The sequence below is a fragment of the Agrobacterium sp. 22-221-1 genome (genome assembly GCF_053522445.1).
In genome coordinates this window covers 34,365-53,744 of sequence record NZ_JBNWCL010000005.1, presented here as the reverse complement: position 1 = coordinate 53,744, position 19,380 = coordinate 34,365, and the positions used below count along the sequence as shown (strand labels likewise).

The following is a 19,380-nucleotide window of genomic DNA, read 5'->3' as shown; positions in this document are numbered from 1 at the left end:
GCTATGTAGGGTAAATAGGACCTTGGGGCAACCTCTGGCACGATTATGACCCCATGATTATGACAAGGGATGTGATGGCAGGGACAGGCGCGATCATGAATGAAACGACCGACGACTTGGCCTTCAGCCGTATTGAGAGGCTGAAAGCCCCCTCCGGCGCATCCATCGCCTTTCGCCACCAGCCCTCCGCTCTTGCCACGGCGCGCGGCGTGCTGATGATCTGCCACGGGCTGGTTGACCATGCGGGCCGTTATCGCCGGCTCGCGGATGTGATGTCGAAGCAGGGTTTCGAAGTCTATGCCCACGACCATCGCGGCCATGGCCGCACGAGAGCGGCGGATGCACCTCTCGGTCGCTTCGCCTGGAAAGACGGAGCCAGCAAGGTCGTTGCCGATGTCATGGCGATGCGCCGGATGGTCGGCGAAAGGCATCCCGGCCTGCCGGTAATCCTGTTCGGCCATTCCATGGGCGGCCTCGTGGCGCTCAACACCGCCGTCAGCCATCCGGATGCCTTCGATGGCCTGTCGATCTGGAATTCCAATCTCAATCCCGGTTTCATGGGCCGCATCGCGCAGGTGGTGCTGCGGCTTGAAAAGATGCTGAAGGGCTCGGACGTGCCGAGCGCCATCCTGCCGAAAGCGACCTTCCGCGCCTGGAATGCAAAAATGCCGGAAAGGCGCACCCACGCCGACTGGCTGAGCCATGACAGGTTGGCGGTGGATGCTTATGTGCAAGACCCGCTCTGCCAGTTCGAGGCCAGCGTTTCCCTGTGGCAGGATGTCTTCGAACTCTCCTATCGCGCCCCGAAGCTCATCGAGCGTCTGCCGAAGACTTTGCCGCTTCTGCTTGTCAGCGGCGATCAGGACAAAGCCACCAATGACGGCAAAGAGATCGTCTGGCTTGCCGAACGTTTCCGCGCAGCGGGTTTCAGCCATGTCGAGCACACGATCTACAAGGGCATGCGGCACGAGACGCTCAACGAAATCGGCTGGCAGCCCGTCGCGGCGGATTTCGCCGCCTGGTGCGGCCGCGTCGTCGGCGATTGAGGCGGCCTTTGCCGAAACGGAATAAGTCCATGAGATAAAATCACATGCGACGCGGCAAGCAGCGGTCTATAAACCGGCAGACACAAGATACCGGGGGACCGATGACCGACATGCCGAACAGGAAACCGCCGCTATCAGGCATTCGCGTCATCGAGCTGGCGCGTGTTCTGGCCGGTCCCTGGGCGGGGCAGATGCTGGCCGACATGGGTGCCGACGTCATCAAGGTGGAAAACCCCGAGGGCGGCGACGATACCCGCGCATGGGGACCGCCTTTCGTCGAAAGCGACGATGGGGAAAACCTCTCCGCCGCCTATTATCACGCCACCAATCGCGGCAAACGCTCCATCGTCGCCGATCTGAAGACGCCCGAGGGCTGCGAGCTGGTGCGCCGGCTGGTGCGCACCGCCGATGTCGTCATCGAGAATTTCAAGCGCGGCGGGCTTGCCAAATATGGCCTCGACTACGAGAGCCTGAAGGCGCTCAATCCGAAGCTGATCTATTGCTCCATCACCGGCTTCGGCCAGACCGGGCCTTATGCCGATCTCGCCGGATACGACTACATCGTGCAGGGCATGTCCGGCTTCATGTCGATCACGGGCGAAGCCGACGGCCAGCCGATGAAGGCGGGCGTGGCGGTGGCCGATATTTTCACCGGCATCTATTCCGTATCGGCCATTCAGGCGGCGCTGATCCACGCCATCCGCACCGGCGAAGGCCAGCATATCGACATGGCGCTTCTCGATGTGCAATCGGCCGTGCTCGCCAACCAGAACATGAATTACCTGATTTCCGGCAAGCCGCCCGTTCGGCTCGGCAACGCCCACCCGAATATTTCCCCCTATGAGGTGGTGCCGACGGCCGACGGCTTCCTGATCCTCGCGGTCGGCAATGACGGTCAGTTCCGCCGCCTCTGCACCATCCTCGGCATCGGCGCGATTGCCGATGACGAACGTTACGCGACGAACAAGGCCCGCGTGGCCCACAAAGCGGAAGTCCGGCGGATCGTTTCCACCGAAACGCTGAAATGGCAGAAGCGCGATCTTCTGACCGCCTGCGAAAAGAACGCCGTTCCGGCCGGGCCGATCAATTCCATTGAGGAAATGTTCGCCGATCCGCAGGTGAAGGCGCGCGGCCTCCGCGTTGATCTGGAGGCGGAAGACGGCACCGTCATCCCCGGTGTCCGCACACCCATTATCATGTCGCAAACGCCGCTGCGTTATGAACGCCCGAGCCCCAAGCTCGGCGAACATCAGGCGCAGGTGCTGGCCGAACTGGAAAACATCGAAAGGACCACGACGCCATGAAGAGAACAGGCGGACAGTTGATCGTCGAAGCGCTGAAGGCCAATGGCGTCTCCCGCGTTTCCTGCGTTCCGGGCGAAAGCTATCTCGCCGTGCTGGATGCGCTTTATGAAAGCGGCATCGAAACCGTGGTCTGCCGCCAGGAAGGCGGCGCCGCCATGATGGCCGACACCTGGGGTCGGCTGACCGGCGAACCCGGCATCTGCATGGTGACGCGCGGACCGGGCGCCACCAACGCCTCGGCCGGCCTGCACATCGCAAGACAGGATTCCATTCCGATGATCCTCTTCATCGGTCAGGTTCAGCGCGAAGCGCGTGAGCGCGAGGCGTTTCAGGAAGTGGAATATCGCCGCGCCTTCACCGAATTCGCCAAATGGGTGGGTGAGATCGACGATGCCCGCCGCATTCCCGAATTCGTCACCCGCGCCTTCGCCGTCGCCACCTCCGGCCGCCCCGGCCCGGTGGTGCTGACGCTGCCCGAAGACATGCTGGTGGAAGAGGTCGAAGCGCCCAAGGCAAAGCCCTATACCCCTGTCGAGGCGCATCCCGGTCCGTCACAGATGGCCGCCTTCGCAAAAATGCTTGATGAGGCGAAGCGCCCGGTCTTCATCATCGGCGGCACACGCTGGTCCGAGGAAAGCGTCGCAGGCTTCAAGGCTTTTGCGGAAAACAACAAGCTGCCTGTCGGCTGTTCCTTCCGCCGCCAGATGCTGTTCGATCATCTGAGCCCCTCCTATGCGGGCGATGTCGGCATCGGCATCAACCCGGCGCTGGCCAAGGAGATCAAGGAGGCCGATCTCGTGGTGCTGCTCGGCGGCCGCCTCTCCGAAATGCCGTCTTCCGGCTATACGCTGCTCGACATCCCCTACCCGTCGCAGAAACTCATCCATATCTATCCGGAAGCCGAAGAGCTTGGCCGCGTTTACCGTCCCGATCTGGCAATCTGCGCCGCACCGGATGATTTTATCGCCGCCCTCTCCTCCATCGCACTTTCCGGCAGCGCCGAATGGGCGGATCGCACCGCCGCCATGCATGCGGCCTATCTCACCTGGTCCACCCCACCGAAGACCGGCCCCGGCGCTGTGCAGATGGGTCCGATCATGGACTGGATCGAGGCCAATGTGCCCGAGGATGCGATCTTCACCAATGGCGCGGGCAACTATGCCACCTGGGTCCATCGCTTCCACCGCTTCCGTCGCTTCAACACGCAATCGGCTCCGACATCGGGCTCGATGGGTTACGGCCTGCCTGCGGCGGTCGCGGCCAAGCATCTGTTCCCGGAACGCGAGGTGATCTGCTTTGCCGGTGACGGCTGTTTCATGATGCATGGGCAGGAATTCATCACCGCCGTGCGGTACGGCCTGCCGATCATCACCGTGCTGGTCAATAACGGCACCTACGGCACGATCCGAATGCATCAGGAACGGGAATATCCCGGCCGTGTCAGCGGCACCGATCTTGTCAATCCGGATTTCAACGCCTTTGCCAAAGCTTATGGCGGCCACGGCGAAACGGTGGAAAAGACCGAAGACTTCGCCGCCGCCTTCGAACGGGCGCGGGCCAGCGGCAAGCCCGCCATCATCGAGGTAAAGCTGGATGCCGAAGCCATCACGCCGACGCGTACCCTGACGCAGATCAGGACCGGAAGCTGATATTACGCATGGACACGGCTCCGGCATGGTGTAAATCCTGACGCTCGCACGACGTCATCCTCGGGCCTGTCCCGAGGAGCCAATCACGTATCGTAAAGTTCATCGGTTGCAGATGCTCGGGACAGGCCCGAGCATGACGAAGGATGGGTCTCACACTTCTTCAGCAGCCCTTTGGATCAGGAAACGACATGCCGGATGCAGCCCCTCCCGTCATCACCCCGCGCGGCGCAAAAATCGAACCCTCGGCCGGCGCGCCTTTCGAGGCCGTGCGCGTGGCCCGGGATGTCCTGCACACTTCCCGCACGGCGGCGCTTGCAACCCTCGATCCCGTCAGCGGCTATCCCTATACGACCGCCACCAATATCGGCATCGAGCCGGACGGCACGCCCTTCTTCTTCGCGGCCGGGCTGACGCTGCATGCCCGCAACATGGAGGCGGATGCGCGCATCTCGCTGACGCTCGCCCCCTTCGGCAGGGGAGACGCGCTGACGCTGCCGCGCCTGACACTGGTGGGCAAGGCGGAACAAATCGGCCCGGATGAAGTGCCGCTCGCCATCGCGCGCTACATTGCCCGTTACCCCAAAGCGAAACTTTATCTCTCCCTTCCCGACACGCGGCTTTACCGGCTGCGGACGGAAGGTGTGCAGATCAATGGCGGCCCGGCCCGCAATGCCAGCAACATCACCCCGGCCGATCTGCGCACCGATCTGTCAGGCGCAGACGAACTGATGGCGGCGGCGGAAAGCGAAGCGATCCGCCTCAACACCATCAAGGGCGAAGCGTCCCGGCTCGCTGTTCTGGCCGGCGCAAAGAATGGCCGCTGGACGATCACCTCCATCGACCCGGATGGCATCGATCTCGCCTCGGCCAGCGATCTGGCCAGGCTGTGGTTTGCGGAGCGGGTTACGACGTTGAAGCAATTTGAGAAGGCGCTTGCTTAGCTTTTGAAGTGAAGTTTCCAAGCGATTCACAAATCTGGGACAATCCCCTCTCCTCCGTCATGCTCGGGCCTGTCCCGAGCATCCGCTACCTATCAATTTGCGATAGGTGATTGGATCCTCGGGACAAGCCCGAGGATGACGAGACGAACGTTTCGAATTTCCCATCAAAAAAGGCCGGGCCGCTTTCCGCGACCCGGCCTTTTCTTAAAAACTCAGACGGATGCTCAAAGAGCAGCGGTCACGATGAACTCAACCTTGTAGTCCGGCGTCGCCAATGGTGCACCGCTGGTGGCGCGGGCCGGCGGGTTTGCCGGGTCGATCCAGCCTTCCCAAACGGCGTTCATTTCGCCGAAGGTGGACATGTCGGAGAGGTAGATGATGGTCTGCAGGATCTTCGACTTGTCCGAACCGGCAGCGGCCAGCAGGCGGTCGACTTCAGCGAGAGCGGACTTGCTCTGTTCCGTAACGCTCGTGCCTTCGCCAACCTGGCCGGCCAGATAAACGGTGTTGCCGTGAACGACGGCGCCGCTCATGCGCTTGCCCGGCTCGATACGCTTGATGGTCATGGAAAACTCCTGTTGATTGGCATTTAAAATAGAATAATGCGCGGAAAATCAGCCGCGCAGGTGGTGGGTCTTTTCGTAAATCGCCGTCGAGCGCGCGCCGGAACGGCAATAGCCGAGCATCGGGCGCTGCAATTCGTCCAGTGCATCCACCATACCGGTAACGGCATCGGCATCGACGCCATAACGGCCAACCGGCACATGCATGATGGTGAGGCCAAGCTGCTCGGCACGCTCGGCAATATCGGCGAAAAGCGGCTGGCCGTCTTCTTCGCCGTCAGGGCGGTGGCAGACGATCGACTTGAAGCCGAGCGCCTTGATCTCGTCGAGATCGGCGACGCTGATCTGTCCCGTTACCGAATATTCGTCGTCTATGCGCCTGATATCCATGTCATGCCTCCGCTGAAACCGGCGTCCGCGCCGCTGGCTGTCACCCTTGAAATCCGCATCCGATGTAAGCGGTCAAACCCCGTGCGTCAATGATGGCGCACCGTCATTCGCTACAGTTCAGAGGATGGAAAAGCGCAGGCCGAAGGAACGGCTTTCGCCCGGCTTGAGAATATTGAACTCGCCGGCCGCCTCAAGCTCGCCGCGCTCCACCCAGCGATGCGAAACCGGCTCGATGCCGAGCACATTGGCCGGCGCCTGCTGGTTGCGCCACATCTGCAGATAGGGCAGCGTTTCCGTGCGAAAACGCACGGTCAGCGTCTTCCCGCCGATGGCCGCAATCGGTCCGAGCGCGAGCGACGCCCACTCGTCATCACCGGCGGGAACGCAGAAAACGGTGCCCGGCTCTTCGCCGAAACGCCAGCCGTGGCCGCCGCCTTCCAACATCGCGCCTTCAAGCCGCACGGCATCGTCGAAGAGGCGTGCGCCGATATTCATGTGATACATCAGAAACACCGGGATCGGCCGCGCCGAGGTGTTGACGATCTTGTCATCGAGGCTGACTTCGCCGCTTTCCCCGTCGATGCGCCATGTCCGTTCCAGAAGTGCAGTGCCGCCATCCGCAAGCTTTACGGGAACCTCGACGCGCGCCAGTGCATTGGACTCATGAACGTCGAACGCGATGACCGTCGCGGGATGCGAGGAAAAGGACCCATGCAGCGGATATCGACGCCCTTCGCCGTCGCCATGGATCGGCTCGGGATGGCGGATATGGTCGGGGCCGCAGGTGAACAGAAAGCCTTCCAGCGAATGGTCGATGCGTGCATCGCCATCGTCGGGAATGGCGCGGCCGGGCGCGATGTCAATGCCATTGACGACACAGGCGCCGATATCGAAAACGGAGGTTTCATCGAGGAAAATGCGTGGCGATCTGCCAGCCTGAAACGAACGCAAGATAACCTCCCTGTGGCCCTAAAAACGCATGCTTCACGGAAACGCTACTAACCGTGACGGAAATTAAGATTGCATTAACCGCGAATTCACCTTTTTCACAATAGGGTCAAGATTGCGGTGTGTTTATCGGTGAACAAGCAAGGGATAGCAGAATCGTGAAACAGTTTCTTAACGCAGCTCTGGGTCTGACAGTCGCGCTGGCGGCAGCTATCGCCCCGCTACAGGCTGGCGCGCAGCAGCGTTATGGCGATCAGCAGACGATGCTGGTGACCCCGGACGGTCGCGTGCTCGACTTCATGCCGGAGCGCGGCGATATCGTCATCAGCCGCGATTCCATGGGACGCACGGTGTTTTACGACCAGTACGGCAATCTCCTCGCCACCGAAATGCCCTCCGGCTACCAGCAGCGGCAGCAGGCGCGCCAGCGCGACACCACCTATTATCCGCCCGCCCCCGGCGGCCAGTATCGTGAACCGCAACGCGATTACGGCTATCAGGACAATGGCAGCGTGCGCGATTACCGCGAATATCGCGGCGACGGTTCCGACGAGAATTTCTATACCGGCTCCGTTCCCGCACCCGGTGCGGTGGAAAGCGGCCCGCTCGGCCAGCCGATGCCGGGCGAAAGCACCACGGCCGCCGTTCCGCAGCCGGACCACCTGATCGAGCGCCATACTCCGGTGACAACGCCGGTCAATCGCTCGCGCCAGGAAATCGTTGCGCTCCAGACATTCCTCGACCGTGAAGGCATCTCGCCCGGCGTGATCGACGGCAAGATGGGCGACAACGTCAACAAGGCGATTGCCGCCTGGCAGGACATGACCGGCGAAAAGCTCGACCCCAACAATTCCGATGACATTCTGGAGCGGCTGCGCGCTTCCGGCGGCATGCCGATCGTCGACTATACCATCACCGCCGCCGACGCCGCCGGCCCCTATGTCGCCTCCATCCCGGACGACTATGCCGAGAAATCGCAGCTGCCTGCCCTGTCCTTCACCTCGACTTCGGAAGCGCTCGCCGAACGCTTCCACATGGATGAGAACTATCTGAAGGAACTGAACCCCGGCATCGATTTTTCCGTTCCCGGCACCATCATCAAGGTCGTCAATCCGGGCGAGACGAAAAAGGGACAGGTCGCCCGCATCGTCGCGCATAAGGGCATCAAGCAGGTCTTCGCCTATGGTCAGGACGGCAATCTGATCGCCGCCTATCCCGCCACCATCGGTTCCACGGACACGCCCTCGCCAAGCGGCACGCACACGGTGGAGCGTATCGCGCTCAATCCCGGCTACACCTATAATCCGAAGATCAACTTCAAGCAGGGCCAGAACGACAAAATCCTGCAGATTCCGCCGGGTCCGAACGGCCCGGTCGGCACGGTCTGGATTGCGCTGTCGAAACCGACCTATGGCATTCACGGCACGCCGGAACCCTCGAAGATCGGCAAGACCAACAGCCACGGCTGTATCCGCCTGACCAACTGGGATGCGACCGAACTGGCAAAAATGGTCCGCCCCGGTGTCGTGGTCGAATTCGCGGAATAGGATCGACCGAAAGAAAAAAGAAAAAGCCCGGCGGTTTGGTCCGCCGGGCTTTTTTTTTCATTTGGTGGTGTTTCAGTCGCGTTTTTCCGTGAGGAAATAAAGCAGGGCTGCCACCGGCAAGGCGAAGCCGATCCACGAGGCGGCTTGCCATTCGCCGACGGCATAGGCCCAGCCTCCGACGGCAGAACCGATTGCGCCGCCCATGAAGAACGTCGCCATATAGATGCCGTTCAGGCGGCTGCGGAATTCCGCTCCAAGCGTGAAGATGGCACGCTGGCCAAGCACCAGATTGGTGGTGACGCCGAAATCCAGAACGATGGCTGCGACGACCAGAATGGCGAGCGCCAGATGCGAGCCTTCGGGTGCAAGATGCGTAACGGCGAAGGAGAGCGCCACCGCCACCAGGGCAAAGAAGGTGGCCGCACGCGTCCAGCCACGATCCGCCATGCGCCCGGCAATCGGCGCGGCCACGGTGCCGGCCGCACCGGCCAGTGCGAAAAGCGCGATTTCACCCTGGCTCAGATTGAAATGCGGTCCGCTCAGATAAAGCGGCGTCGTGGTCCAGAACAGGCTGAAGGCCGCAAACAGGAAGGCGTGATAGATCGCCCGCCGCCGCAGGATCGGCGTGTGCAGCGCCAGCCGGCCCATCGAAGCCATCAAGGCCCCATAGCTCAGCCGCGCATCGGGCATACGGGCGGGCAGAAGCCGGAAAAGCACCACGGCAAGAAGCGCCATGACGGCCGCCGAGGTCAGAAACACACCCCGCCAGGAGACCACTTCCGACAGCAGGCTGGAAACCGGCCGCGCCAGCATGATGCCGGCCATCAGCCCGCTCATGACATTGCCGACCACCCGGCCGCGAATGGCGTGCGGCGCCATATGGGCGGCATAGGGAACGATGACCTGCACCGCCACGGAACTGACGCCGACCAGAAAGGCCGCAATCAGAAACGGGGCCGCATGCGGCGCGAATGCCGCTGCCACAAGGGAAAGCACCGCCATAGCGACAGCGCTGACCACCAGCTTGCGGTTTTCAACGAGATCGCCGAGCGGCACGACAAACAGCAGACCGATACCGTAACCGATCTGGGTCAGGGTCACGATCAGCCCCGTCGCACCGGCAGAAAGACCGAGTTCCGCCCCAATGATGCCGGCCAGCGGCTGGCCATAATAAAGATTGGCGGCAATCAGTCCGCAGGCTGTCGCCAAGAGGAACGTCAAGGCCGGGGAAATGGATGTTGCCTCGACATCATCCCCTTCAATTACACGCGTCGTCATCATTTTCTCCAATATGGAAACAATCGCTTCCTAAATAGTCACAAAATCAATCGGCAAGCTTCATGGCGATATCCACCACGGCCACCATGTCTTTGAGGCTGCGCCCCGTCTTTCCCACCACGCGCATGCCGTACATCATGCACAGCATCGCCCGGGCGAGATCGTCGGGATCGGCCTTCGAACGCACGGAACCATCCTTCTGCCCTTCGGCAACGAGGCGGGCGACAATTCGCTCCCTCGCCTTCACGGCCCGCTCGACCACGATTGCAATATCGTCATCCAGAGCCGCCAGATCGGCAGCAGCACCAACCACCAGACATCCGTCAGAGCCGACACCGCCATATGACCGTTCCGCATAGAACATCAGGCCCGCCCTAACGCGCTCATAACCGGTATCGAAACCGGCCACCGCCGCCTCGAAACGCTCGGTCTGCACGATCCTGTAGCGTTCCATCGTGGCGATGAAGATGGCCTTTTTGTCCTTGAAAGCCTTGTAAAGACTGCCCTGCGCCAGTTCCATCGCATCGGTGAGATCACCGACGGAGGTGGCATGATAACCGCGTCGCGAAAAAACGCGGATCGCCCCATCGAGCGCACGGTCGACGTCAAACTCGCGCGGCCTGCCGCGATGGCGCTGTTCCGGTGAATGGGTCTGGTTGATATCGCTCATGGCCGGAATATAGGAAACGATCATTTCCAAATCAAGCGAATAATGAAACCGTCCCAGAAAAGCATCGACTGATGCCCGGACAAGCTCAACGGCGGCCAATGGTCCAAGGCATTACCATCCGTCTGCGGTGATGAAGACCGCAGACGGATAGAACGCCGAAATCAATGTTTCAGGCAGCCTTGCGGGTGAAAAGGCGCGCGGGTTGCGTGCCGAGCCGCAAAAGACGTTTCGGCAGCAGGCCGACGACTTCGGTGGCGAAGGCTTTCGCGTTCTCCACCGCCTTGTCGATATTGCTGACCTTGTCCTTATCGAGACAGAGAAGCGTGCCGCCATAGTCGAAAATATCGCGATAGGCCGCTCTCTCGACAATCGGCGTATTGAGCACCGAGACGTTCTTTTCCGCCAACAGCATTTTGACGAGCAGCAGGGAGCGCGTCGCCACCATGGCGTTGACCCGTGTCAGGACGATGGAATGGGCGATAGCCTTGCCCATCTTGCGGTTCAGGAATTCGATGTGATCCAGAACCTCGGCAGCGCCGCGCGCATCCATGGCTGAGCCCTGCACCGGGATCAGCACGTGATCGGAAATACCGAGTGCCATGGTCAGCAGAGGGCTTTTCGACCCAGGCAGGTCGATGATGAAACAGTCGGTATTGGTTTTATTCTCGCGAATATGGCCTTCAAGCGAAGCCATCGTCACATGCGAAATCACCGAGAGATTTTCGATCTCGCCGGACAAGTCGTGCCAGCGGGAAATCCACAATTGCGGATCGGCATCCAGAACCATCACACGGTGGCCGCTGCGGGCGAGTTCGGTCGCCAGAAGCAGCACGGCGGTCGTTTTTCCGGCACCGCCCTTGGTATTGGCGAAAGTGATGACTGACATGACACCCCCTGTTGGTCAGAGCCGTTTCATGCTCATTCACGCACCGAAGCAATTCATGGTGCTTTCCATAACCTTAACGAACAGGGTTAATAAAAGACTAAGATCGTTTTTGGGGACAACAAAAAGCCCGCGATAAATCGCGGGCTTCTGTCATCCGATTGATCACGCCAGCTTTCGGCAGGACCCGACATCGTCCGCGCGCAGGCGGCCGGCTTTGAGATCTTCGTACTTTGGCAAATTCAGGGAACTGCCCAGCCTTTTCTCAACTGTTGCACGATCAAGCGTGATCATGCGTCCGGCGCTGGTGAAGGATACCATGCCATTCTTACCGGAATACGCCATAGTCGCGCGCATTTCACAGAAATAGCGGTCAGAGCCCTTGGACAAGTTCCATCCCCGGATTCCCGCCTTGTTGCTCGATAGGGCTCCGACTTTGTAACCCTGACCGGAAAGCTCCTTAAAAGAAGCGGCCTGCGCCACAAAAGGCAGACTTAAGAACGCCACTGCCAGCAATGGCGAAAATGCTGAAAATCTCATGGTTGCCACAACGCCCCCTTAAAAGCAGTCCTCGAACAACTTCTTCGTATTCTCGAGCGTCATCGGCACCGGATTACCACCACAGCTCGGATCCTTGATCGCCTCCGCCGTCAGCTCGTCGATCCGATCCGGCTTGATGCCCATGGCGGTCAGGTTTTCCGGCACGCCGAGTTCCCTGCGAAGCTCCAGCACATAATCGTAGAAGCCGTCGAAACCGCCGGAAATGCCGAGATAGGCGGCCGCGCGGGCAATCTTGTCTTCGATGGCGGGGCGATTGAAGCGCAGCACCGCCGGCATGACGACGGCATTGGTCATGCCGTGATGGGTGTTGTAGACCGCACCGATCGGGTGCGAGAGCGAGTGAATGGCGCCGAGACCCTTCTGGAAGGCAACCGCCCCCATCGCCGCCGCCGCCATCATATTGGTGCGTGCCTCGATATCCGTGCCATCCTTATAGGCGCGCGGCAGGAATTCCTTGACGAGCCGCAGGCCCTCCAGCGCCACGCCAGCGCTCATCGGGTGATAGAAGGGCGACGAATAGGCCTCGAGGCAATGGGCAAAGGCATCCATGCCCGTGCCCGCCGTGATGACCTTCGGCATGCCGACCGTCAGTTCCGGATCGCAGATGACGACGCCGGGCAAGAGCTTCGGATGGAAGATGATCTTCTTCACATGGGTCTGCGAATTGGTAATGACACTGGCGCGGCCGACTTCCGAACCCGTGCCCGCCGTCGTCGGCACGGCGACGATGGGCGCAATCTTGGCGGCATCCGCGCGTGTCCACCAGTCGCCGATATCCTCGAAATCCCAGACCGGACGCGTCTGCCCGGCCATGAAGGCGATGGTCTTGCCGAGATCAAGGCCCGAACCACCGCCGAAGGCGACGACACCGTCATGGCCGCCATCGCGATAGGCTTTCACGCCGGCTTCCATGTTGATCTCGTTGGGGTTCGGATCGACGTCGGCGAAGATCGCCCGGCCAAGACCCGCCTCTTCCAGCACATCGAGCGCATGCGCGGTGATCGCCATATTGGCAAGGCCGCGATCCGTCACGAGAAGCGGCTTCCTGATGCCAAGCGTCTTGCAGGCTTCCGCCAGTTCCTTGATCCGGCCACGGCCAAGCTTGACGGCGGTGGGATAGCTCCAGTTGGCGACGATATTCATTTCGTGACTTTCTTCAGATGGTAGGATTTCGGTCGGGTCAGGTTCTGGAAACCGAGGACGGAGAGCGAGCCGCCACGACCGGTTTCCTTCACGCCGGTCCAGCAAAGGGCGGGATCGAGATAATCCGCGCGGTTCATGAACACGGTTCCGGTTTCGATCTCGCGGCCGATGCGCCCGGCCCGGGCGGCATCCTGCGTCCACAGCGAGGCGGTGAGACCATATTTGCTGTCATTCATCAGCGCGATGGCTTCATCGTCATTCTTCACTTTCATGATGCCGACGGCCGGGCCGAAGGTTTCTTCGGTCATGAACTCCATCGAATGATCGACATTGACGAGCACTTGCGGCGCGACATAAGCGCTCTCACCGTCATCGGCGGGGAAAAGCTTCTGATTGACCAGCGCCTTGGCGCCCTTGGCAACGGCGTCGGCAATCTGCGCCCGCACCACCTTGGCAAACCGCTTGTTGGCCATCGGCCCGAGCGTGGTTTCCTGCTCGAGCGGATTGCCGAGCTTGTAGTTCGAAACCCACGCCACGGACTTCTCGACGAATTCGTCATAGAGGTTTTCATTGACGTAGATGCGCTCGATGCCGCAGCAGCATTGCCCGGAATTATAGGTGGCGCCATCCATCAGCGTATCGACGGCGGCGTCGAGATCGGCATCCTCCATCACGTAGCCCGGGTCCTTGCCGCCGAGTTCAAGCCCGAGACCGGTGAAGGTGCCGGCAGCGGCGCGCTCGATGGCGCGGCCGCCTTCCACCGAACCGGTGAAATTGACGAAATTGAACAGACCCTCGGAGATCAGCGCCGACGTCGTGCCATGGTCGAGGAAGACGTTGATGAAGACATCGTCAGGCACGCCAGCCTCGACAAAAGCCCGCACCATGCGCTCACCGACGAGAAGCGTCTGCGCCGCATGTTTGATGACGACCGTATTGCCGGCCATCAAGGCGGGTGCGACGGTGTTGATCGCCGTCATGTAAGGATAATTCCAAGGCGCAATGACGAAGACCACGCCATGCGCTTCGCGCTCGATGCGGCGTTCGAAATTACCGCTTTCCTCGATGACGAGCGGCGCCAGCGCATCGGCGGCGATGGAGGCGACATAGTTGGAGCGTTCGTTGAAGCCCTTGAATTCGCCGCCATAGCGCACCGGCCGGCCCATCATGTGCGCCAGTTCCGGCACGACCTCCGCCACCATTTCATTGAGGCGGGCGACGCCCTTCAGAACCAGCTGAACGCGGTCCTCAAGCGGACGCCGCGCCCAGTCCTTTTGCGCCTTGCGCGCTTTCGAAACGGCGGCGCGCGCCGCCTCCAGCGACATCGCCTCCCGCTCGGCATAAACCGAGCCGTCGATGGGCGAGATATTCTGGATCATGGTCATGATGTTTTCCCGTAATGATTAGGCTCGTTCGAAACCGCGCGCCACTTCCCAGTCGGTCACGCGGCGGTCGTATTCTTCCTGCTCCCATCGTCCGGCGTGGACGTAATGATCGATCACATCGTCGCCAAAGGCGTTGCGCAGCATTTTCGATCCGTCCAGAAAGGCAGTGGCGTCACGTAATGTCTTGGGTATCTCGCGCACGTCCTTGCCGCCATAGGCATCGCCGACAAAAGCGGGCTCAAGTTCGAGTTTATTTTCGATGCCGTCAATGCCTGCAGCAAGCAAAGCCGCCATGGCGAGATAGGGATTGAGGTCCGAGCCGCCGACGCGGCATTCGATGCGGATACCCTTGGTGCCTTCGCCGCAGAGGCGATATCCCGCCGTGCGGTTGTCGAGGCTCCAGATCGCCTTGGTGGGTGCAAAGGTGCCCGCCATGAACCGCTTGTAGGAATTGATATAGGGCGCGAGGAAATAGGTGATCTCGCTGGCATGGGCGAGAAGCCCGGCAACATAGTGCCGCATCAGCTCCGACATGCCGTGCTTGGCGTCCTTGTCGAGGAAAGCAGGCGTCTTGCCGTCGGCGCTCCAGAGAGACTGGTGAATATGCGAGGAGCTGCCGGCGGCGTTGTAATTCCACTTGGCGAGGAAGGTCACCGCCTTGCCCTTGGACCACGCAATCTCCTTGGTGGCGTTCTTGATGATGGCGTGCCGGTCGGCCATGGTCAGCGCATCGGCATAACGCACGTTGATTTCCGCCTGACCTGCGGATGCTTCGCCCTTGGAGTTTTCGACCGGAATGCCGGCGCCCTGCAGGCCCTTGCGCAGCGCCCGCATGACATCCTCTTCCTTGGTCGTCTGGAAGATATGGTAATCCTCATTATAACCGCTGGCGAGGTTCAGGCCCTTGTAGCCGTTGGCGCGCGCCGCATCGAAAGTCTGGTCGAACAGGAAGAATTCCAGTTCGGTCGCCATATAGGCCTTCAGCCCCATGGCCTCCAGCCGCGCCACCTGCTTTTTCAAGAGCGCGCGCGGCGAATGCGGCACTTCTTCATGGGTGTGATGATCGAGCACATCGCACAACACCAGCGCCGTGCCTTCCAGCCACGGCACGCGCCGCAGCGTCGAAAGATCGGGCTTCAGCACATAGTCGCCATAACCCTTTTCCCAGCTGGAGGATTTGTAACCGGGAACGGTTTCCATCTCCATGTCGGTGGCAAGCACGTAGTTGCAGCTATGGGTTTCCTCAAAGGCGCTTTCAACGAAGAACTCCGCCTGGAACCGTTTGCCCATCAGACGCCCCTGCATGTCGACAAGGCAGGCCAGAACCGTGTCGATGCGCCCCTCGGCGACGTCCATTTTAAGCGCGTCGAATGTGTAGCTCGTCATTTTGTCCGTTCCCTTTATTGTCGTGACCGGGCGGCCGGAATGCGGCCGCCCGTTTGTTTGAAAATCAGGCCTTTGCAGCCGCTGCGGCAACCGCAGCCTGCTTGTGCTCCAGCGCGAATTCCTCTTCCGGCGACAGGATGAGGCGGTGGCGTCCGACAAAGGCGAAATAGGCGATCGCCACGGCGAACCAGACGGCGACCCAGAGCACGCCCTTGGTGAAGTTCGGATCCTGGATCTGGTAAAGCAATGTCACGATGGCGATGATGACCGTCAGCACCGCGCCCGGAATGCCGAAGGGCGAACGGAACGGCCGCTCGATATGCGGCAGGTTCTTCCGGAGCAGGATGAAGGAAATCGCCTGCATGATGTAGGAGAACATCGCACCGAATACGGCCATGTTCAAAAGCACGCTGCCGATGATGCTGCCGCCCTGTTCCGCACCCAGCGCGAACCAGATGACGAGCATGACCGCCAAGCCGACAATCGCGCCGGTGATGTTGGCAACATATGGCGTGCGGTACTTGGAATGGGTGATCGACAGCACGGTCGGGAAGTAACCCGCACGCGACAGCGAATAGATCTGCCGGCCCTGTGCATAGAGGATCGTGTGGAAGCTGGCGATCAGGCCGGTCAAGGCAACGAGACCCAGCACCACCACTCCGCCATCGCCATAGATCGCCTTGAAGCCATCGAGCAGCGGCTCAAGCGAGGAGCTGAGATGGAAGGCGCCGACGCCCGGCAGGGATGGGTTGAGCAATACGATCATGAAGGCCGAAACCATCAGCGTCACCATGCCGAGAATGATGCCCTTCGGCATGTCGCGCTTGGGATCGACCGATTCTTCCGCCGCCAGCGGCAATTGCTCGATGGCGAGGAACAGCCAGACCGCGAAAGGCAGCGTGGCGAGAACGCCCGAGAACCCGAAGGGGAAGAAGGACCCGCCGCCCTCAGGCAGCTCCACCGCCTTGCCGTCAGGGCCGACACCGATATTGAGCGCGAAACGCGAAAAATCGATGTTGGGAATGGCGCTGATCCAGAAGAACACCAGAACGGCAAGCGAAATCAGCGTGATGACCAGCGTCACCTTGAAGGAAAGCTCAAGCCCGAAGACATTGAGCGCAAGGAATATCGCATAAAATGCTATCCACACGAAGGGTGAATAGGCCGGGTCGAGGCCGAGAATGGAGTTCACATAGGCCGTGATGAAGGTGACGACGACCGCCGGCGTCAGCACATATTCGACATTCTCGCAAAGCCCGGTGATGAAGCCGCCCCATGGGCCCATGGCCGTGCGGGCAAAGGAATAGGCCGCACCGGTATGCGGCAAGGCCGGGCTCATTTCCGCAATCGAAAATGTCAGCCCGAGATACATGATGGCGATGATGATGCCGGCCACCAGCATGCCGCCCCAGCCGCCGGTGGAAAAGCCGAAATTCCATCCGGAAAAATGCCCGGAAATGACCGCGCCGACGCCGAGCGACCAGAGCGACCACACGCCCGCATAACGGGATAGTCCGCGTTTTTCGAAATAGGATGCATCAGCCTTCTTGTAGCTGACGCCTGATGATGAACTGTCCATGCCCTTCTCTCCTGAATAAGAAAAAAACAAGCCAGTCAGCCGTTATTGGCCGATTGTGCCCCAGTTTCCGGCTTCACCCGGGAGTTTCCCGCGATTGGCCGCACGCACTTGCTGTTCCCTTGCCGCTTCGTGTTTTTCCGGCTGCATGGCCGGTTTTTATAAAATGGCGGCAGTCTCATCTGGCAGCCGACCCCGGTGTTTTCGCCATCGGCCGGCCATAGCTCCCTCACTCATCGATCGATGAGAGCGCCTTCCCCATAAGCTCGTAAAGAAAACCGGCGATTGCCGCCTGCTCTCCTTCATTGGTGATGAGATCGTTGCGGATCTCGATCATGACGTTCAAAAGCCCGTCCGGCAGTGCATGCAGCCGCAGCGTATGCGTCACGCCGTCTTCCGGGCCATAGGGATCGTTGCGATTGACCGTAAGCGAGGCCCCTTCGGCGCCCGCCAGCATCGCATCCGCGAGACGGCTGTCGGTATCGTGCAGAATGCCGATCTCAACTTTTCGGAACCGGCCGTGATAGACCGGCGTGAAACTGTGGATGGTCACCACCACCACGTTACGGCCATCCGCCTGCCGCGCGGCGATGATCTCGCTCACCCGGTCATGAAACGGCACATAAAGTGCTGAGGTGCGGGCGAACCGCTCCGCTTCGCTGAGATCGAAATTGCCGGGAATATCGTAAATCTCGCTTTTCACCGGCATGGCGGAAGGCGATTCGGGCGGTCGGTTGCAATCATAGACGAGACGCGAAAACCGCTGATAGACGAGCGTGGCGTCAAGCTTTTCCGAAAGCAGCCGGGCAACGGCCAGAGCGCCCGGATCCCAGGCCGCATGGCTCGAAAGTACCTCCGGCGAAAGACCCAATGTGCCGAATTTCTGCGGAATGGTGGCGGAGGCATGTTCGCAGACGAGAAGGACGTCGCCCTTCGCCGCAGCATTCTCAATGCCAACGGCCTGCCCTTCCGCTTCTGTGAAAAACCGTGACCGCACCGTCATGCACGAACCCCGCCCGGAAACCCCGTCGCTCCGTCAACGCCGAAAAGAATTCTTCACATTATTGCGAGTGTCAAATGGAATTTTGAAATTTTCTCTTCATTTTCCCATTGACTCGATAGCTGGCACAGATGTTTATTTTAGCCATGCACCGGCAGAAGACCGGAAGGGGAAAAATTTGCGCAGCACGACGGCGACCGTGTCGGATGTCATTCATGCCCATTACGACGCACTGACCCGTTCGGAAAAACGGCTGGCGGAGAGCCTGCTCGGCAACTACCCCGTCTCCGGCCTCGGCAGCATCACCACCATTGCGGAAAATGCCGGCGTTTCGACGCCGACGGTGGCGCGCATGGTGCAGAAGCTCGGCTACAAGGGCTATCCGGAATTTCAGGCGCATCTGCACCAGGAACTGGAAGCGACGATTTCCGGCCCCATCGCCAAACATGACCGCTGGGCAACCAATGCGCCCGGCCTGCATATTCTCAACCGCTTCGCAGATGCCATCACCGGCAATCTGCGCGATACGCTGAGCGATCTCGACACCGCCGTCTTCGACAATGCTGCGGCACTGCTTTCCGACCGCAAGCGCAGCATCTATTTCGTCGGCGGGCGCATCACCGGCGCGATTGCCGAATATTTCTTCACACATATGCAGGTGATCCGGCCGAAGACGACGCTGATGTCGTCGAATTCCAGCGCCTGGCCGCAATATATGTTGAACATGAACGCCGGCGACATACTGGTTATCTTCGATATCCGCCGTTACGAGCATGACATGACGACGCTGGCCGAAGTAGCCAAGGCAAACGGCGTGCAGATCATTCTCTTCACCGATCAATGGACATCGCCGGTGGCGCGCCACGCGCTGCACACTTTCCGCGTCAGGATCGAAGCTCCCTCGGCATGGGATTCCTCGGTCGTCACGCTGTTCGTGGTCGAAGCGCTGATCGAAGCGGTGCAGAACGGCACTTGGGATGAAACCAGGGAACGCATGAATGCACTGGAAGGCCTGTTCGAACAGACGCGGCTGTTCCGCAGGCCGGACAGAACATGAAACTACATAGCCGGGCAACTTGCTTGACGCGGATGCCGCACGCTGATTGGATA

Annotated in this window: 18 protein-coding genes; 6 read left to right on the top strand and 12 right to left on the bottom strand. The window is 60.4% G+C overall.

The genetic code is table 11. The features are described from left to right. Positions 1 to 74: 74 nt before the first annotated feature. The 4 genes from ACQZ5N_RS09305 to ACQZ5N_RS09290 all read left to right on the top strand — a co-directional run bounded on the left by ACQZ5N_RS09305 (position 75) and on the right by ACQZ5N_RS09290 (position 4,940). On the top strand, positions 75 to 1,046 hold the full coding sequence (locus ACQZ5N_RS09305) for an alpha/beta fold hydrolase (protein ID WP_425647056.1): 972 nt from the start codon (positions 75 to 77) through the stop codon (positions 1,044 to 1,046). A gap of 101 nt (positions 1,047 to 1,147) precedes the next feature. Continuing rightward, on the top strand, positions 1,148 to 2,350 hold the full coding sequence (caiB, locus tag ACQZ5N_RS09300; RefSeq protein ID WP_448732749.1) for a succinate--glutarate CoA-transferase: 1,203 nt from the start codon (positions 1,148 to 1,150) through the stop codon (positions 2,348 to 2,350). After that, entirely contained in the window at positions 2,347 to 3,999 is a 1,653-nt protein-coding gene (locus tag ACQZ5N_RS09295; protein ID WP_448732748.1) for a thiamine pyrophosphate-binding protein, read from the top strand. Before caiB ends, ACQZ5N_RS09295 begins: the two co-directional genes overlap by 4 nt. Positions 4,000 to 4,187: 188 nt before the next feature. Further along, entirely contained in the window at positions 4,188 to 4,940 is a 753-nt protein-coding gene (locus tag ACQZ5N_RS09290) for a HugZ family pyridoxamine 5'-phosphate oxidase (RefSeq protein WP_448732747.1), read from the top strand. Positions 4,941 to 5,164: 224 nt separating this feature from the next. Here ACQZ5N_RS09290 and ACQZ5N_RS09285 read toward each other — a convergent pair whose 3' ends face one another. The 3 genes from ACQZ5N_RS09285 to ACQZ5N_RS09275 all read right to left on the bottom strand — a co-directional run bounded on the left by ACQZ5N_RS09285 (position 5,165) and on the right by ACQZ5N_RS09275 (position 6,844). Beyond that, positions 5,165 to 5,506 carry a RidA family protein gene (locus tag ACQZ5N_RS09285; protein WP_003494829.1) on the bottom strand — a complete coding sequence of 114 codons (342 nt, stop codon included), beginning with the start codon at positions 5,504 to 5,506 and terminating at the stop codon, positions 5,165 to 5,167. 48 nt (positions 5,507 to 5,554) lie between these two features. After that, positions 5,555 to 5,893, bottom strand: a complete 339-nt coding sequence (locus ACQZ5N_RS09280; RefSeq protein ID WP_003494827.1) for a protein tyrosine phosphatase family protein — start codon at positions 5,891 to 5,893, stop codon at positions 5,555 to 5,557. Between the two features lie 117 nt (positions 5,894 to 6,010). Further along, positions 6,011 to 6,844 carry an aldose 1-epimerase family protein gene (locus ACQZ5N_RS09275; protein WP_448732746.1) on the bottom strand — a complete coding sequence of 278 codons (834 nt, stop codon included), beginning with the start codon at positions 6,842 to 6,844 and terminating at the stop codon, positions 6,011 to 6,013. 155 nt (positions 6,845 to 6,999) lie between these two features. Here ACQZ5N_RS09275 and ACQZ5N_RS09270 point away from each other — a divergent pair, with 155 nt between their 5' ends. Next, positions 7,000 to 8,388, top strand: coding sequence for a L,D-transpeptidase family protein (locus tag ACQZ5N_RS09270; protein ID WP_020813638.1), 1,389 nt, complete (start codon positions 7,000 to 7,002; stop codon positions 8,386 to 8,388). A gap of 72 nt (positions 8,389 to 8,460) precedes the next feature. Here ACQZ5N_RS09270 and ACQZ5N_RS09265 read toward each other — a convergent pair whose 3' ends face one another. From ACQZ5N_RS09265 to ACQZ5N_RS09225, 9 genes are all read right to left on the bottom strand, one after another. Next, positions 8,461 to 9,666 (bottom strand): MFS transporter, encoded by a 1,206-nt coding sequence (locus ACQZ5N_RS09265; RefSeq protein ID WP_020813639.1) that lies wholly within the window; start codon positions 9,664 to 9,666, stop codon positions 8,461 to 8,463. A 46-nt stretch (positions 9,667 to 9,712) separates the two neighbouring features. Next, on the bottom strand, positions 9,713 to 10,360 hold the full coding sequence (locus tag ACQZ5N_RS09260; protein WP_080853121.1) for a TetR/AcrR family transcriptional regulator: 648 nt from the start codon (positions 10,358 to 10,360) through the stop codon (positions 9,713 to 9,715). Positions 10,361 to 10,505: 145 nt separating this feature from the next. Continuing rightward, entirely contained in the window at positions 10,506 to 11,222 is a 717-nt protein-coding gene (locus ACQZ5N_RS09255) for a ParA family protein (RefSeq protein WP_080851348.1), read from the bottom strand. Positions 11,223 to 11,384: 162 nt separating this feature from the next. Continuing rightward, a complete protein-coding gene (locus ACQZ5N_RS09250; protein ID WP_448732867.1) occupies positions 11,385 to 11,759 on the bottom strand; it encodes a hypothetical protein in 375 nt (124 codons plus the stop codon). Between the two features lie 18 nt (positions 11,760 to 11,777). Continuing rightward, complete coding sequence (locus ACQZ5N_RS09245; protein ID WP_448732745.1) at positions 11,778 to 12,923, bottom strand: iron-containing alcohol dehydrogenase; 1,146 nt, start codon at positions 12,921 to 12,923, stop codon at positions 11,778 to 11,780. Further along, positions 12,920 to 14,308, bottom strand: a complete 1,389-nt coding sequence (locus ACQZ5N_RS09240) for an aldehyde dehydrogenase family protein (RefSeq protein ID WP_448732744.1) — start codon at positions 14,306 to 14,308, stop codon at positions 12,920 to 12,922. Before ACQZ5N_RS09240 ends, ACQZ5N_RS09245 begins: the two co-directional genes overlap by 4 nt. A gap of 18 nt (positions 14,309 to 14,326) precedes the next feature. Next, complete coding sequence (locus tag ACQZ5N_RS09235) at positions 14,327 to 15,694, bottom strand: glutamine synthetase family protein (protein ID WP_003494807.1); 1,368 nt, start codon at positions 15,692 to 15,694, stop codon at positions 14,327 to 14,329. A gap of 64 nt (positions 15,695 to 15,758) precedes the next feature. Then, the gene (locus ACQZ5N_RS09230; RefSeq protein ID WP_003522809.1) at positions 15,759 to 17,273 is read right to left on the bottom strand and encodes an amino acid permease; all 1,515 of its coding nucleotides are present in this window, start codon (positions 17,271 to 17,273) and stop codon (positions 15,759 to 15,761) included. Positions 17,274 to 17,499: 226 nt separating this feature from the next. After that, positions 17,500 to 18,273 carry an N-formylglutamate amidohydrolase gene (locus ACQZ5N_RS09225; RefSeq protein WP_196379165.1) on the bottom strand — a complete coding sequence of 258 codons (774 nt, stop codon included), beginning with the start codon at positions 18,271 to 18,273 and terminating at the stop codon, positions 17,500 to 17,502. 175 nt (positions 18,274 to 18,448) lie between these two features. Between ACQZ5N_RS09225 and ACQZ5N_RS09220 the strand changes: the two genes are divergently transcribed. Then, positions 18,449 to 19,327, top strand: a complete 879-nt coding sequence (locus ACQZ5N_RS09220; RefSeq protein ID WP_448732743.1) for a MurR/RpiR family transcriptional regulator — start codon at positions 18,449 to 18,451, stop codon at positions 19,325 to 19,327. Positions 19,328 to 19,380 lie beyond the last annotated feature (53 nt).

What these genes read in the sequence shown, in the direction of transcription:
- ACQZ5N_RS09305 (WP_425647056.1), top strand. Translation starts at nt 75, where the DNA reads ATGGCAGGGACAGGCGCGATCATGAATGAAACGACCGACGACTTGGCC.
- caiB (WP_448732749.1), top strand. Translation starts at nt 1,148, where the DNA reads ATGACCGACATGCCGAACAGGAAACCGCCGCTATCAGGCATTCGCGTC.
- ACQZ5N_RS09295 (WP_448732748.1), top strand. Translation starts at nt 2,347, where the DNA reads ATGAAGAGAACAGGCGGACAGTTGATCGTCGAAGCGCTGAAGGCCAAT.
- ACQZ5N_RS09290 (WP_448732747.1), top strand. Translation starts at nt 4,188, where the DNA reads ATGCCGGATGCAGCCCCTCCCGTCATCACCCCGCGCGGCGCAAAAATC.
- ACQZ5N_RS09285 (WP_003494829.1), bottom strand. Translation starts at nt 5,506, where the DNA reads ATGACCATCAAGCGTATCGAGCCGGGCAAGCGCATGAGCGGCGCCGTC.
- ACQZ5N_RS09280 (WP_003494827.1), bottom strand. Translation starts at nt 5,893, where the DNA reads ATGGATATCAGGCGCATAGACGACGAATATTCGGTAACGGGACAGATC.
- ACQZ5N_RS09265 (WP_020813639.1), bottom strand. Translation starts at nt 9,666, where the DNA reads ATGACGACGCGTGTAATTGAAGGGGATGATGTCGAGGCAACATCCATT.
- ACQZ5N_RS09260 (WP_080853121.1), bottom strand. Translation starts at nt 10,360, where the DNA reads ATGATCGTTTCCTATATTCCGGCCATGAGCGATATCAACCAGACCCAT.
- ACQZ5N_RS09255 (WP_080851348.1), bottom strand. Translation starts at nt 11,222, where the DNA reads ATGTCAGTCATCACTTTCGCCAATACCAAGGGCGGTGCCGGAAAAACG.
- ACQZ5N_RS09250 (WP_448732867.1), bottom strand. Translation starts at nt 11,759, where the DNA reads ATGAGATTTTCAGCATTTTCGCCATTGCTGGCAGTGGCGTTCTTAAGT.
- ACQZ5N_RS09245 (WP_448732745.1), bottom strand. Translation starts at nt 12,923, where the DNA reads ATGAATATCGTCGCCAACTGGAGCTATCCCACCGCCGTCAAGCTTGGC.
- ACQZ5N_RS09240 (WP_448732744.1), bottom strand. Translation starts at nt 14,308, where the DNA reads ATGACCATGATCCAGAATATCTCGCCCATCGACGGCTCGGTTTATGCC.
- ACQZ5N_RS09235 (WP_003494807.1), bottom strand. Translation starts at nt 15,694, where the DNA reads ATGACGAGCTACACATTCGACGCGCTTAAAATGGACGTCGCCGAGGGG.
- ACQZ5N_RS09230 (WP_003522809.1), bottom strand. Translation starts at nt 17,273, where the DNA reads ATGGACAGTTCATCATCAGGCGTCAGCTACAAGAAGGCTGATGCATCC.
- ACQZ5N_RS09225 (WP_196379165.1), bottom strand. Translation starts at nt 18,273, where the DNA reads ATGACGGTGCGGTCACGGTTTTTCACAGAAGCGGAAGGGCAGGCCGTT.